This window comes from Streptomyces odonnellii (assembly GCF_000981895.1).
GTDB classification, from domain to species: domain Bacteria; phylum Actinomycetota; class Actinomycetes; order Streptomycetales; family Streptomycetaceae; genus Streptomyces; species Streptomyces odonnellii.
Genome location: NZ_LATD01000274.1, coordinates 1 through 14,218, shown reverse-complemented (window position 1 = coordinate 14,218; position 14,218 = coordinate 1). Strand labels below are relative to the sequence as shown.

The window sequence follows — 14,218 nt, the reverse complement described above, 5'->3', positions numbered from 1 at the left end:
GCGGTATTCACTCCGGGGCGTCGGGTTGACGGATGTCGCAGACCTGCGGCGTGAGGGGAGCGGTGTCGCCCGCCTGTCTGCCGCACAGCCTCGTACGCAGGACATCGCCGTCGTCGCCCTGCCGGACACGGATCAGCGCGATGCCGTGGCCCCCGCGTTCGCCGTACACGGGAGCTCCGGTGAAGTCGACGGTGCCGGTCGCCATGCCCTTGAGGATGACCGTTCTGAGATTCGCCCAGGTGGTGGCCCGGTTCTGCGGCTCCCGCCGGGGGCCGCGGCCCGTGCCCTCGGCCGGGAACCGCAGCCACTGCTCACTGCGGCTCCGGCTCGCGGCCTCGTACAGGGCCTGGGTGGCGTCGTGCGACAGGGCGGTCTGTCCATTGCTGAGGAAGGAACTCCTGTACGACACGTCCTTGCCCGTGAGACCGGGGAGGAAGTCCTCGGCGTTCGCGTAGAACGGAGGGTCGGCCTCCGCCGCCGATTCGAGATCGGTCAGGGAGACGTGGTAGAGCGTCACCTTCTTGGTCACGTCCGCACCGCGCCCGAAACCCGCCTTGGACAGGTCGTCGCCCGTGATCACGGAGATCTCCTGCTCGCCGCACCTCGAACTGAGCTGGGTCATCAGCGGACCGACGTCCTCGGTCCTTCCCGCGAAGTAGATGACGGACGGCGGGGTGTCCTGTGCGCAGAGCTCCTCGACCTGGTTCTCCAGCGACGCCGTCTTGACGGTCACCTGGTAACGCTCCACCGTCGTGGTGAAGCCCTGCTTCTCCAGCATCCTCTCGCCGTAGTACGCCTGCTCGTCGGTGTAGAGGTCGTCGCTGCCCTCGGTGTCCCGGGCGAGTACGACGGCGCTCTGCTTCCCCGCGGTACGGAGCTGGCCGACGAGGAGGCCGAGTTGCGCGGCCTGCCAGTTGTCGGGGGCGGCGAGGCTGAACCAGTTGGGCATCTGGACCGGGAGATAGGCGGCCGAGTTGGTGCCCGATACCACCGGCAGGCCGGCCTCGACGAGCCGGTCCGCGGTGGCCAGGCTGGTCCTCAGATCGCGTCCCAGCCCCACGACTCCCACCACGGTGGGGTCCTTCTCGGCGTACGCGGCGATCCGGTCGGCCATCTTCCGCTGCTGACTCATGTCGAGCCCGCCGTTGGCCGGCAGGACACGGAGTTTGACCCCGTTCTCCTTGTTGATCGCGGCCTGGGCCAGATAGACCCCGGCCAGTTCCTCGGTGCCCTTCACGGGCGGGCGGCCGTACTCCGGGTCGCTGCTCAGCGGTCCGGCGTACACCACGGTGACGTACGAACCCCGGTAGTCCCGCTCGACCTTCGCGTTCTCGGCGTGGATACGCTCCTCCACCTGCGCGAGGGTCCAGGGGACGGCACTGTCCTCGGTGCCGGGGGCAGTGGTGTCACCGGAGCCGCTGGTGCCGGTCCTGGTGCCGATGCTGTTGTCGCCGGCCTCGCCCGCGCCGGCGTTCTCGGTGTCGCTCCCGCTGCCGCCGGTGCCGGCGAACCGTACACCGCCGGTGGCGATCCCGATGCACTCGTCGCCGCCGCCCACGCCCTCGACGAGTTCGGTGTCATGGTTCGCGGTCAGGATCCCGGCCGAACAGTAGTGGTCCCGGAGGTTCAGCCAGGAGTAGCCGAGCGAGCCCACGATCATCAGTCCGGCGAGGGAGAAGACGGGCAGCGACCAGACGATACGGGCGAGGGCGGGCCGCGACGGTGCCCGCGTGCACCAGCGCCGCTGCTCCTCCAGCTGCCGCAGTTCCCCGGTGGGCAGCGCGATCCGCAGTTCCCACGGCACCGCACCGGACATGCTGGGCGACTGGCCTGCCCGCAGCCCGTGCTCCCATGCCTGGTGGGCGTGTCTGATGCTGTCCCGCAGCGCGGCGGAGGCCGGAGCGGCCGGGTGGCTCGGGGCACCGGAGTGACTCTCGTCGAGGAGACGCACATCGCCCGTGGCCACGGAGGCCACGACCAGGAGCGGGTCGAGTTCGCTGCGGACACTCCGTACGTCACTGATCGCCTTGATCAGCGCGATACCGCCGCCTCGTTCGTCGGCGCCGGGCAGGAAGAGCACCGGTGGCCGGATGCGTTTGAGACCGCGCAGGTCCCAGCTACGGCGGCGGTGGTTGTCCCGTAGATCTTCGAGCAGAGCCAGGACATGGAGCTGAAGCTGTGCCTGACCGCCCTCGCGCAGGCTCTCGGCGACATCGTTGGCGCGGGCCGCGATGGCCTTCCAGGAGCGGACGGGGTGCAGCATCCGCACCTCGGAGGGCTGCTGGCCGGCGACGGGCAGCAGAAAGGTCGTGGTCAGGAACCAGCGGCTCTCACGGCGCAGCCACAGGAAGATCGGGGCGCGGCCCGGCAGCCAGTAGTTCAGCGCGGTGAGCAGCGCCAGGATGCCGAGGACCGCGGCGAGCGCCACCCAGAGCTCCACACTGGCCAGCAGTACGGCGAGTCCGGCGACAACGCTGGCCGGAAGCACATGGGCGGTGTCGAAGAGGGACGGCCCGATCCGCCAGGGCGAGCCCGCCTTGGGCTTGGGCCGCCAACGCTGCTTGGCGAGCTGGTCGAGCAGCCGCTGCTCCGGATCGCGTTCGCCGTCGGGCGCGGTGGACGCGCCGCTGTCCACTTCCCGTACGGCGTCGTTGATGGCGCGCACGAGCCGCAGCCGCGGAAAGGCGTAGCGCCGGTACAGCGCTCCCGGCGAGTCCCAGCGCCGCGGCTCTCCCAGCTCCCGTACGAGCCGCGCGGCCGGCACGCTCTCGGCCACGGCCCGCGCCGGCTGCCCGGGCACCTCGGCGACACGACTGCCGTGCTCCTCCTGCCCGAGGCGTAATTCCCTGACAAGCTTGCCGATCTCTTCGTCCTGGGCGGACTCCTCGGCATGCAGAACGATCACGGGCATCAAAGGATCACTGGTACGGAAATCATTGATCAGGGTCTCGATATGCGCCTGAACATCGATCCCGGCCTGCGACGACATCCGTAAATGCCCCCGCCGGCACTCCCCGGGGACGCTCCGGCTCCGCTTTGTCAAGGTAACCCCCCTTTACCCGCTGGTAGTTGCGAGAATATCCGTTACGGGAAGGGCGGGAGAGGCCCTGAGCGACGAGATTTCCGTCAACCGGGAATCCGGACGGGGGCATTGGCCATTGCCATATGTCACCCGCGAATCCGCGAATCCGCGAATCACCCCCGGAATTCGCCGTTCCTGCCACCGGAAATCGCGTCGCACGGCCGGGCATGCCGCCCACGACGACGGGGACGGCGGCGCGGCGCTACCGTAAAGCCATGACCGCACTGCCCGACTGGATGCGCCCGCCACGCGCGGAAGGCTGGTTCGCGGAGGACCTGGACCGCCTCCCCGAGGCACCCCGCCACACCGAGCTGATCGACGGAGCGCTCGTCTTCATGATGTCCCCGCAGAGGTGGTGGCACGGCCACCTCGTCACCATGCTCACCGTCGCTCTCATGGAGCAGGCACCTGTCGACGTCCGGGTCGGCCGCGAGATGACCATCAAGCTCGATCAGCGCAACCGGCCGGAGCCGGACCTCCTGGTGACGACAGCCGACTTCGACGGCGACCGGACCTGGTTCGCACCGGACGAAGTACGCCTCGTCATCGAGGTCGTCTCCCCCGAGTCCGCCCACCGGGACCGCACCGTAAAGCTCCGCAAGTACGCGGAAGCCGGCATCCCCCACTACTGGTGCATCGAGGAGGAGGACGGCTCACCCGTCGTACACGCCTACGAACTCGACGAGCCGACCCGCTCCTACGCCCCCGTCGGCATCTTCCGCGACTCGCTCCACCGCCCGGTGCCCTTCGAGATCACCCTCGACCTGACCGAACTCGCGCCTCCCCGGAAGGGCTGAAAGTTCACGACATACAAGCCCACCCGGCCGAGGTGGTCGAGCGAGCCGACCGTTGCAGCCGTACAGATCATGCGCCCAGGGCGGCATGAAACGGAGCAAGATCCTCATCAGGCATGCGATTGTGTACACATGGCACACTCGGTACGCTTGAGCGTATGAGCCAGATGCCCATAGAGTCCATCCGCGACGTGCGTGCGCACCTGGCGGAGGTGGTGGAGCGCGCAGACCGGGACGACGTACCCACCGTGATCACCCGACGCGGCAAGCAGGTCGCCGCCGTCGTGTCCATCGAAGTCCTGCGCAAGTACCAGGAGTGGGAAGAGCGCGAGATCAACCGGATCATCGACGAACGCATGGCCAACCCAGCGCCCGGCATCCCGATCGAGGACATCATGAGGGAGACACTGGCGCGCGGTGAGTGAGTACCGAACCGTCTTCCGCCCCGAGGCGCAGGCCGAGCTCCGGAAGATCCCCCGCGACATGGCACTGCGCATCCTGGCCAAGCTGACCGAGCTGGAAAGTGATCCGCTCGGCTTCAACACCACCGCACTCGTGTCCCAGCCTGAGCGTCGCCGCCTGCGGGTCGGCGACTACCGCGTCGTCTACACGATCGACAACGGGGAACTGGTGGTCTGGGTCGTTCACGTGGGGCATCGCCCCACCATTTACGAGACCTGAACGCTGCTGACCCGCGTCAGGGGCGATCTGCGCGTTTGAAAAATTAGTCAACGGGCGGCAATTGAGGGACTGCACGTTGAACCGGAATCCGTGATACGGAGCTCCCACCCGCGAAAACGGGGTTCTGGAGAGGGACATCCCAGCACGGGGGCCTGGTCACTTGCCCTGCGGGCCAGCGGAGCCGATTCCAGCTTTCGGGCGAAGACACCGGCTCCACCCACCGTGCCGAGACTCAGCGAGTTCGTTACTCGACCGATAACTCGGGGAGCGGGCCGGTACAGCAGGGCCCACTGCGCGTCACGGCAACCAGCGCCGGGCCTGCTCCCGTGTGACCCGGCCCGCGTCGACCCACCAGAGACCATTTGGCTTGTCCCACCGAGCACCCAGCAGTCGCTTCGCCTCATCCTTCTCCGAGAACGACACCGCCAGGTAGAGACGCCCGTCGACGACATCGCCGGGCTTGATGCCGTCGGTCGCCCGCGTACCGGCGTCCGCCGTCGTTCGCTGCGAACCACCGACAGGTGCCGCATCAGCATCGCGGCTCTCCGCCGCCGCTCGGGGATTCCAGGCCTCTCTGTCCTTGCGGGCACGCTCGACGACCCGGCTGACCCGTTCGCAGGAGGCGGGATCGTTGAACCGCATCATCAGATCGGTAGGGCCGGTGTTAGCGAGGAGATTGAGAGATCCGTGCCAGAGAACCACGCGGTCGAGGATGAGGACCTTCTCATGCATGCGTTCCCGGAAGTCGACTTCGCACCCGGCACCACGGAGCTCGTCGATTCGCTGCTGATGGCGGTCGGCCGCAGCCGCGTCGCGTTGCTCCTCGGCGGCACGCGTGTAGATCACCACCCGGACTCCCTCGCTGACGCGTTGCCCGAGCAGAGCCGACCACTTGCGAACCGGCCTCGGGTCGAGGAAAGGGCAATAGAGCTCAATACTGCTCGCCGCGCGTGCGATGTCCCACTCCACCGCCTTGTACACCTCGTCCGCCGGAAAGAAGGCCGGGCGCTCCAGTTCCTCAGCGCTAAGCGACGAGAGCTGGGCGGCATCACGGATGGGCACCAGCTGATCGGCCGACATCACCTGGGCGTGGTTCTCCAGGTGATCCAGCATGACGCGGGCTTCGCTGTGGGGTGGCAGATGCTCCCGCAAGTGCTCAAGATCGGCGACGACGATCAGATGGTCCTGGGCCCGGCTGAGAGCGACGTTCAGCAGACGGCACGTAGAGGAGGAGAGTCCTGCGCCCTGGTAGAAGAAGCCAGGGTCCTTGCCCGCGCCGACGGCCGTGTCGAAGACGACGATCGGACGCTGGCTTCCCTGGAACCGGTGGATCGTATCGACCAGTCCCTCGTACTCCTCCCCGAACCGGTACTTCAGGCTCCCCTGCAGCGCTTTGACCTGAGCCCGATAGGGCGCGATGACGGCGAGCCTGTCCGATGCGCGCTCACCCCGTGGAACCTCCGCGGCCTGCCACTTGCGGCCCGGAAGGACCTGCTCGAACTGGAGACCGCGGATGAGCTCATGAACCACAGCCTCGTTCACCGTGTTGGCTTTCTTGTCCGGGCCAAGAATGCGCTGCTTGGAGGTGTCGATGAGCAGGACCGTGGCATCGACCAGCGGGTTGGCCGGAATACGGCTCCGGTCGTCCCGGCCGGTGCGCAGCGGGGCGTCCGGGTAGGCGACAGCGTTCACCACCGCGCAGATCGACTCGCGCATACGGTACTGAGTGTCCAGGGAGACAAGCCGAGGATCCTGACGAACCGCGCCTGACGCAGATACGAGACCCGCAGCGTGGAAGGCGTCTCTGGACGCCCAATGCCGGGAATGGGCACGCTCCTCCTCGGTCGCCTTCCGGTCTCCGTCCCCCTTGGTCACAGCGGGAAGCTGCCGGAAGTCTCCTGCGACCACCACTCTCTTACCTGCCAGCCCTGCTGCCAGCCAGGCAGAGGGCAGATCGACCATGCCCGCCTCGTCGATCACCACTACGTCAACGCGGTCGAGCAGTTTCCGTGACTGCACGGCCTTCGCAACGGTGGCCCCCATGATCCGGCACCTGCTTCGAACCGTGTCCTGGATCTTCCTGCGCTGCTGGTCGAGCTCTTCAAGACGCTTCTGCTCGGCCTCGGCCTGTCGGGCGAGAATCGGCCGCGCAGGGACACCAGCCAGCCTTTGCCTGGCGGCAGCCAGGCGGCCGCTGAGATCCTCGATCTCGTGAGCCGCCTGGCGCTCACTTCTCCTGGCGTCCGCGCGTTGCTGTCGCGCAAGCTGCAGCGCCACGTCCGTCCGATTCAGCTCTGTGTGCAGGGCAGCTAGCTGGCTTTCTTTGCGCTTGGCGAAAAGGCCGCTCGGGGTGCCCAGTTGACTGATCTTGAGGCGCAGCTCCGCAGCCTGCACTTCAGCTCGAAAGATCTCCTGATCGTGGGCCCCTCCGTTCTGCTTGGCAGAGGTGTGGCCTCCGCGGGACGCCACGAGCCGCTCCTCAAGAGAAGCCATGTCGTCGTGCAGGGCTACGAGGGCGCGCATGTTCTTCAAGCTCTGACTGGTCTGGCTAAGAGCCTCATCCAACTGAGCAGACACGCGGGTCGTGATCTGCTCCGTGTCGACGTACGCTCCGTATCGCTCGCGCAGAGAGGCGACTTCAATCTCGCCGGCGCGCTGGACCAGTCCATCGGCGAAGCCCTCTTGTCCGGCCAAGAGGTCACAGATGCGCTCAAGGGCTTGGTCAACGGCCACCTTCGTCGGTGCGAGGAACAGAACGTTGAGCCCCTGCCGGAAGTTCCCTTCGACAACATGCCCAACGACGTCCGTCTTGCCCGTTCCCGGCGGTCCCCACAGAAAGAGAATCTGGCTTGCCAGGGCCTGCTCAATGGCCAGCCTTTGGCGTGAATTGAGCCTTAGGTCCTTCCAGCTCGATATCCAGCGTCCGGGATTGGGGTCACGTGCAATCTGCGGAGTTCCCCGGCCAACGATCCAGTCGGCGCTGCCCACATGGATGGAACCGCCGGTTTCGCCGGCGGATTCGAGACGCGCCGCGAGCGTGACGAGCCCCGCCGCATCATCTTTCCGAACCTGGGCATTACGCACCGAAGGTCCGTAGTCCTCTGTCGTGATCAGACGCACGGTCCCGTCCGGCATACGCGATGCCTCCGCTGACGCCCAAAGGCCGCGGGCCTGCGACTCCCTCATGAGCACGGGGACACCGTCCAGCGCCTCGTTCCACTTCTTACAGGCGAAGAGATACTCGAATCGTCCACCTGCAGAGGAGACGCGCCGCCCGCCGGAGAGCGGCACCTTATGTGCATCGCCCCCGTCCCCGCGACGCTCCGCCAGAATCTCCGACCGCACCGCGGTGAGCAGCTCAGCCACTGGATAGGGCGCCCCGCTTTGTGTCATCTCGTTACTCCCCCGATCTTCCTCGCACCGCCTCACGGCCGATGCTTGGAAGACTCTATGAGCGATCTTCCAGAAAGCGGAGCTCTTACGTCATCCCCGTTGGCGGGATCCTAACCATTAGCACTCCGCTGGGGACGGCGCGCCCGTTGGTCCAGGGCTCCACGCCCGGGGCAGCGTCGGCAAGCCGGCACGGCGCGCCGAAGCAGCCGACTCCGCTAGGGATACCTCGCCCCGGAACAACGGGGATGAAGGCGGGCGATGCCAGGTGACGACAACGAGTCAGCTATCCGAGGACCAGCGTTGCCTCACAGCACCATGCAGGTCAGGCATCTTTTGCACGCCCGCACACAGCTCGAGTTCCAGCACTTCAATCCGCCTCCTTCAGTGGTTGGAGAGTCGCGTCCAGGGATGCGGGACGCTTGGTGCAGGACTTGCCTGCGGCACGCCCACGCGCTTGCCAGCGGATGCCCGTGGAAGCCGACCGTGGTTTTGACTGAGCGGTGGCCCAGCCAGCGCGAGACCTCCTGGATGGGAACCCGGTGGCCAGAACAGTGGAGGCGCAGAAGTGCCACAGATTGCGAGGTGTCTACTCGGCTCGGCCGTCCAGATCAACTGGGCCGACCGACGAACATGACCACATGGTGGTGACAGCGTTCACCCCCAGTCCGGCGCAGACCAGCGCCCCAGCGAGACGCTGTTTTCCGCTGAGTGCAGGCGGCCTGGCTTCGTCAAGATCCGATGGCAGTAGCGCACCTTGGACGCTCACACGGGTAGTTCCCATCCCAGGCATCCCGATTACACCTCTGAAAGACGCTCGCCCCCCAAGTCCCCGATCTACCGCCGGACCCAGCACTTGAGAGCGTCGATACCACGGCGTAACCGGGCAAGACGCTCGTCACCAATCCGCCCTTTTCAGCGAACGCGCGCCTGCAGCCAGATTCTTGCGGCGGATCCAGGCAACCGAGGGGTGAGGCTCGTCCACCGCCTCAAGTGTCCCAGGTTCAGATACAAACAGATCGGTGCAGCCCTATCACTCATGGAATCCGGCTTCTGGGAATGTCGTGCCAGCACAGGAGCTCCGCTCGGAGCAGGTCACGAGTCATCTCCTCACCGTCCCGGTGAAAGAGACTGTAGGTCAGCCCGAGAACGGGTCGAGCTTCCCAGTGTCGTCGTCTTCAAGCGGCAGCGATACCAGCGGTCCGGTGGCCTCCGTGGGGACCGGCGTGTGGATCGGCTGGCCCGAGTGGAACTCGAAGGCGCGGAGGGTCCAGCCGTTCGGCCCAAGGATGCGGTTCAGATCCTCGGCGCGTTTTACTGACTTGTCGACGTCGACCTGCACCTCTGGATGAACTAGACGTGCCACGACGGCGAAAGGATCTGGTCAGGGCCGTCCAGGAGTTGAATGCGTGAACCTTCGAAGATCCAGTCGTCGGGCCAGTCCAATGGGTTGTTGATCCGGTACTGGATGATGTCGGCTCGCGCCGTCGTGAACCGACGATCCGTCGACTGCAGCCCGTCAAGGTCGTACAGGCCCTCCAGGAAGTGCGTCTCATCGAGCCTTCGACACCAGGGGCCACCCTCACCGCACAGATAGTCAAAGATGTCGCGTCGCGTCATCGCCGTGATCCTCATCGTGCCGCGCTGCGCCGAGAAGTGATCGGGCTGAGTTATACACCCAGAATGAATGTCCCTCGGCTAGCCAGGCAGGCTATGGCGACTCTCGAGTCTGCAGGTTTCGAAACGTGAGGACTTGCTGTTCGGTCGCCAGTTACCACAACGGCTCGCCTTCAAGAATTCGTACGCGATTCGGGTCGCTCCACGCAAAGCGCAATGTCAGCACGGGACAGCATCCCAGGGGTGGCCACAAGTGCCGACAGGTGGTCCGATCCGGCCCTCTGGGACACATCCAGCATCAAATCGCCGTCCAGCCTTCGGTGGAGCCTCAAAAGGGGCCCATCTTGGATTGACGGACCCCTTTTGACATGCACCTTTACAGGGCAGGCATGAAATATCAATTAAACGTTGAAGCGGAACTCGACCACATCGCCGTCCTGCATCACGTACTCCTTGCCCTCCATGCGGGCCTTGCCTGCCGCTCGGGCTTCCGGGACCGAGCCTGTTTCCAGGAGGTCGGCGAAGGAGATGACCTCGGCCTTGATGAAGCCCTTCTGGAAATCGGTGTGGATCACGCCGGCGGCTTCGGGGGCCGTGGCGCCCTGTTTGATCGTCCAGGCGCGGGATTCCTTGGGGCCTGCGGTGAGGTACGTCTGGAGGCCCAGGGTGCGGAAGCCCACGTGGGCGAGGGTGGCGAGGCCCGGTTCTTCCTGGCCCACCGACTGGAGGAGTTCGAGGGCCTCCTCGTCGTCCAGTTCGGCGAGGTCGGACTCCAGCTTGGCGTTGAGGAAGATCGCTTCGGCGGGGGCGACCAGGGCGCGCTGCTCGTCCTTGAAGGTGTCGTCCGTCAGCTCCTCCTCGTCGACATTGAAGACGTAGAGGAACGGTTTGGTCGTGAGCAGGTGCAGCTCGCGCAGCGGTTCCGCCTTCTCCGTGCCCTGGACGATGCCCGCGGAGAAGAGCGTCTCGCCGGTCTCCAGGATGGCCTGGGCCTCCTCGATCGCCTTGACCTGGCCCAGCACCTCCTTCTTGATCCGTGACTCGCGCTGGAGGCGCGGGAGGACCTTCTCGATCGTCTGGAGGTCGGCGAGGATCAGCTCGGTGTTGATCGTCTCGATGTCGTCCTTGGGCGAGACCTTGCCGTCGACATGGACGACGTTCTCGTCCTTGAAGGCCCGGATGACCTGGCAGATGGCGTCCGACTCACGGATGTTCGCCAGGAACTTGTTGCCCAGGCCCTCGCCCTCGGAGGCGCCGCGCACGATACCGGCGATGTCGACGAAGTCGACCGTGGCGGGAAGGATCCGCTGGGAGCCGAAGATCTCCGCGAGCTTGTTCAGCCGCGGGTCCGGCACCCCGACCACGCCGACGTTGGGCTCGATGGTGGCGAACGGGTAGTTGGCCGCCAGCACGTCGTTCTTGGTCAGGGCGTTGAACAGGGTCGACTTGCCGACATTCGGCAGGCCGACGATTCCGATCGTGAGCGACACGGTGGCGACTTCCTGGAGTGAGGAGTAGGGGTAGCTAGCTGTAGGGGTAGGGAGGGCGGAACGTGGACGGGGGTGCGGATGGACTGTGCTGAGCTGGGCCTGGCCGACCGGAGGCCGGGGCGCTGAGGCCGGTCGGTCCCACTGACGGCCCGGTGGCCCCGTGGCCCGCAGACCCTGCGGCCCGTCGGCCCGTTCCGGCCCGGGGGCCGATTGCCCAGTTTACGGGCGGGCCACGGCGGCCGATGACGGGTCCTCGGCACCACACGCCGTGCCCGCTGACGTCGAACGCAACGCCAAGGTCACCCAAAGAGCGTGTCCATCGCCTGATTCCTCCCCACGCGCCACCTACGTTGGAGCGGTGGAGCAGCACAGCACACGTCAGCCCGGGCGCCGGCCGCCGCAGCAGCGCCCGCACCCCCCGCAGGGCGCCGTAACCGAACGTGTCGGCGTGTACCGGCTGCCCACCGCGCCCCGGCGGCGCGTACGCCCCGTCGTACACCAGTTGCGAAAGCTCCGGGAAGCCCGGGAAGCCCGAGGAGTTCGGAAATCCCGGGATACGCGGCGGCCCCGGAGCTTGCGCAAGCCCCGGGGCCTGCCGAAATCAGGGAGCCTGCGGAAGCTGCGCCGGCTTCCCAATCCACGGTTCACCGGGCTCGGCGCCGGGCTGTTCGCCGCCGCGACCATGCTGGGCATCGCCTTTCTGGACCGGCTTCTGCTCGATGGCGCGCCCCTGGTGTACGGGGTGCTGTTCCTGCCGGTCAGCGCGGTGACGGCGCTGTGGGTCCGTACCGCCGATCTGGTGACGGCCCCCATCGGCGTGCCGATCGCCTTCGCGGTCGGCATCTTCCCCCTCGCCGAGAGCTCCGGCGGTTTCGGCGGGCACGCGATGGCGCTGGTCACGGCGCTGGCCGTGCACGCGGGGTGGCTGTACGGCGGCACGCTCGTCGCCGGGCTGATCGCCACCGTACGGAAGGTACGGGAGATGGCGCACCGCCAGCGCGCCCGGGACGCGGCAGCGCTCCGGGACGCCGGGGCGCTCGGGGACGCCGGGCCGGCTTCTCGTACGGCCCGTACGCCTCGTACGGCCCGGGCACAGGCCAACGGAGCCACCGCGTACCGAGCCGTCCGACGCGGCTAGCAGGTCACGGCCGGCACGTCACGCAGCCGTGTCACGCCTCGCCGCCGCACCCCTGCCTCGCCGCCATGCCCGCCTCACCGCCACACCCCGTCCACCGGGCCAGTCCCGCCCCTACCTCCCCGACGCCATCATCGCCGCGCCCACGATCCCCGCGTTGTTCTGCAGCTCCGCCGGGATGATCTCCGCCCTGACCCCCTTGATCAGCGGCAGGAACTTGTCCGCCTTGCGGCTCACACCGCCGCCGATGATGAACAGCTCCGGCGAGAACAGCATCTCCACATGCTCCAGATACTTCTGCACGCGGTGCGCCCAGTGGTGCCAGCTCAGCTCCGCGTCCTCCTTGGCCTTCGACGACGCGTGCTTCTCCGCCTCGTGTCCGTGCAGCTCCAGATGGCCCAGCTCGGTGTTGGGCACCAGCTTGCCGTCGATGAACAGCGCGCTGCCGATGCCCGTACCGAACGTCAGCAGAAAGACCGTGCCCTTGCGCCCGCGCCCGGCGCCGAAGGCCATCTCGGCCACGCCCGCCGCGTCCGCGTCGTTCAGAATCGTGACCCGGAGGCCCAGCCGGTCGCTGAGAAGTTGGCCCGCGTCCCTGTCGACCCACGACTTGTCGACATTCGCTGCCGTACGGACGACGGACCCCGTGACCACCCCCGGGAAGGTGATGCCGACCGGGCCCGACCAGCCGAAGTGCTGTACGACCTCGACCACACCGTCGGCGACACCCTCGGGCGTCGCCGGATGCGGGGTGAGTACCTTGTGCCGCGGCTCGGCGAGATCGCCGCGCTCCAGATCAACGGGCGCGCCCTTGATGCCCGAACCGCCGATGTCCACTCCGAAGACATTCATGGACACAACGTTACGGCCAGACACCGACACCGACTTCCGGGGGAACGGCCCATGAACCCGCCGCGCCCCCTCACCCCCGTACGTTCACACCGTACGTACCTTCGTACCTTCACACCTTCGGTACGTTCACCTCTCCGCGAGGGCAGCCGCCTCCGCGCGCAGGTCGCGCCGCAGTTCCTTGGGGAGCGAGAAGGTGATCGACTCCTCCGCCGCTTTGACGGTCTCGACATCCTCGAAGCCGCGCTGCGCCAGCCACTCCAGAACACCGTCGACCAGTACCTCCGGAACCGACGCGCCCGAGGTGAGGCCGACCGTGGAGACGCCCTCCAGCCAGGCCTCGTCGATCTCCTCCGCGCCGTCGACCAGGTGGGACGCGCCGGCACCCGCGCCGAGGGCGACCTCGACCAGCCGTACCGAGTTGGAGGAGTTCTTCGAGCCCACCACGATCACCAGATCGGCCGCCGCGCCCATCTGCTTGACCGCTGTCTGACGGTTCTGGGTGGCGTAGCAGATGTCGTCGCTGGGCGGCGAGATGAGCTGGGGGAACTTCTCCTTCAGCGCGCCGACCGTCTCCATCGTCTCGTCGACGGAAAGGGTGGTCTGGGAGAGCCAGACGACCTTCGACTCGTCCCTCACCTGGACGTTCGCGACATCGTCCGGGCCGTCGACCAGGGTGATGTGGTCGGGGGCCTCGCCGGTGGTGCCGATGACCTCTTCATGGCCGTCGTGGCCGATCAGGAGGATGTCGTAGTCCTCCTGTGCGAACCGTACGGCTTCCTTGTGGACCTTGGTGACCAGCGGGCAGGTCGCGTCGATGGTGGCCAGCCGCCGCTCCGCCGCCTCGTCGTGGACGGTCGGCGCGACTCCGTGGGCCGAGAACATCACGATGGACCCCTCGGGCACCTCCGCCGTCTCCTCGACGAAGATCGCGCCCTTCTTCTCCAGGGTCCGCACGACGTACTTGTTGTGGACGATCTCGTGACGGACGTAGACGGGCGCCCCGTACTGCTCAAGGGCCTTCTCCACGGCGATCACTGCGCGGTCGACACCCGCGCAGTAGCCCCGGGGAGCGGCGAGGAGGACGCGTTTGCCGGCGCTGCTCGCGGCGTCTCCACGGGGGGCAGCGTCTCCGCTGGGGGCGGGGGCGGGCGACGGACGGGACGTGGCAGTCATGTGT

11 protein-coding genes are annotated in these 14,218 nt (G+C 67.0%); 4 read left to right on the top strand and 7 right to left on the bottom strand.

What is annotated here, in order from left to right; all coding sequences use genetic code 11:
- Nucleotides 1-7 precede the first annotated feature (7 nt).
- On the bottom strand, nucleotides 8-2,989 hold the full coding sequence (locus WH07_RS24155) for a type 1 periplasmic-binding domain-containing protein (RefSeq protein ID WP_046503886.1): 2,982 nt from the start codon (nucleotides 2,987-2,989) through the stop codon (nucleotides 8-10).
- Nucleotides 2,990-3,297: 308 nt separating this feature from the next.
- Here WH07_RS24155 and WH07_RS24150 point away from each other — a divergent pair, with 308 nt between their 5' ends.
- From WH07_RS24150 to WH07_RS24140, 3 genes are all read left to right on the top strand, one after another.
- The gene (locus tag WH07_RS24150; RefSeq protein ID WP_046503883.1) at nucleotides 3,298-3,879 is read left to right on the top strand and encodes a Uma2 family endonuclease; all 582 of its coding nucleotides are present in this window, start codon (nucleotides 3,298-3,300) and stop codon (nucleotides 3,877-3,879) included.
- A gap of 155 nt (nucleotides 3,880-4,034) precedes the next feature.
- On the top strand, nucleotides 4,035-4,301 hold the full coding sequence (locus WH07_RS24145) for a type II toxin-antitoxin system Phd/YefM family antitoxin (RefSeq protein WP_046503880.1): 267 nt from the start codon (nucleotides 4,035-4,037) through the stop codon (nucleotides 4,299-4,301).
- Entirely contained in the window at nucleotides 4,294-4,557 is a 264-nt protein-coding gene (locus WH07_RS24140; RefSeq protein WP_046503877.1) for a type II toxin-antitoxin system RelE family toxin, read from the top strand. The genes WH07_RS24145 and WH07_RS24140 overlap by 8 nt, the downstream gene beginning before the upstream one ends.
- Nucleotides 4,558-4,854: 297 nt before the next feature.
- On the opposite strand, the gene WH07_RS38000 is transcribed toward WH07_RS24140, so the two are convergent.
- The 4 genes from WH07_RS38000 to ychF all read right to left on the bottom strand — a co-directional run bounded on the left by WH07_RS38000 (nucleotide 4,855) and on the right by ychF (nucleotide 11,054).
- Nucleotides 4,855-7,923: an AAA domain-containing protein gene (locus tag WH07_RS38000; protein ID WP_198533882.1), complete on the bottom strand. Its 3,069-nt coding sequence runs from the start codon at nucleotides 7,921-7,923 to the stop codon at nucleotides 4,855-4,857.
- 1,162 nt (nucleotides 7,924-9,085) lie between these two features.
- Nucleotides 9,086-9,289 (bottom strand): hypothetical protein, encoded by a 204-nt coding sequence (locus WH07_RS41340; protein ID WP_046503874.1) that lies wholly within the window; start codon nucleotides 9,287-9,289, stop codon nucleotides 9,086-9,088.
- A gap of 11 nt (nucleotides 9,290-9,300) precedes the next feature.
- On the bottom strand, nucleotides 9,301-9,567 hold the full coding sequence (locus tag WH07_RS41335; RefSeq protein WP_046503872.1) for an AbiJ-related protein: 267 nt from the start codon (nucleotides 9,565-9,567) through the stop codon (nucleotides 9,301-9,303).
- 398 nt (nucleotides 9,568-9,965) lie between these two features.
- On the bottom strand, nucleotides 9,966-11,054 hold the full coding sequence (ychF, locus tag WH07_RS24115) for a redox-regulated ATPase YchF (protein WP_046503869.1): 1,089 nt from the start codon (nucleotides 11,052-11,054) through the stop codon (nucleotides 9,966-9,968).
- Nucleotides 11,055-11,628: 574 nt separating this feature from the next.
- Here ychF and WH07_RS24110 point away from each other — a divergent pair.
- Nucleotides 11,629-12,192, top strand: coding sequence for a DUF6542 domain-containing protein (locus tag WH07_RS24110; RefSeq protein WP_046503865.1), 564 nt, complete (start codon nucleotides 11,629-11,631; stop codon nucleotides 12,190-12,192).
- 111 nt (nucleotides 12,193-12,303) lie between these two features.
- Here WH07_RS24110 and ppgK read toward each other — a convergent pair whose 3' ends face one another.
- Both ppgK and WH07_RS24100 read right to left on the bottom strand, forming a co-directional pair.
- Entirely contained in the window at nucleotides 12,304-13,041 is a 738-nt protein-coding gene (gene ppgK, locus WH07_RS24105) for a polyphosphate--glucose phosphotransferase (protein ID WP_046503862.1), read from the bottom strand.
- Nucleotides 13,042-13,167: 126 nt separating this feature from the next.
- Complete coding sequence (locus tag WH07_RS24100) at nucleotides 13,168-14,214, bottom strand: 4-hydroxy-3-methylbut-2-enyl diphosphate reductase (protein WP_079023512.1); 1,047 nt, start codon at nucleotides 14,212-14,214, stop codon at nucleotides 13,168-13,170.
- Nucleotides 14,215-14,218 lie beyond the last annotated feature (4 nt).

Bases quoted from the DNA above. Each gene is read 5' to 3' on its own strand.
- WH07_RS41335 (WP_046503872.1), bottom strand. From the start codon at position 9,567: ATGACGCGACGCGACATCTTTGACTATCTGTGCGGTGAGGGTGGCCCC.
- WH07_RS24150 (WP_046503883.1), top strand. From the start codon at position 3,298: ATGACCGCACTGCCCGACTGGATGCGCCCGCCACGCGCGGAAGGCTGG.
- WH07_RS24100 (WP_079023512.1), bottom strand. From the start codon at position 14,214: ATGACTGCCACGTCCCGTCCGTCGCCCGCCCCCGCCCCCAGCGGAGAC.
- WH07_RS24155 (WP_046503886.1), bottom strand. From the start codon at position 2,989: ATGTCGTCGCAGGCCGGGATCGATGTTCAGGCGCATATCGAGACCCTG.
- ppgK (WP_046503862.1), bottom strand. From the start codon at position 13,041: ATGAATGTCTTCGGAGTGGACATCGGCGGTTCGGGCATCAAGGGCGCG.
- WH07_RS24145 (WP_046503880.1), top strand. From the start codon at position 4,035: ATGAGCCAGATGCCCATAGAGTCCATCCGCGACGTGCGTGCGCACCTG.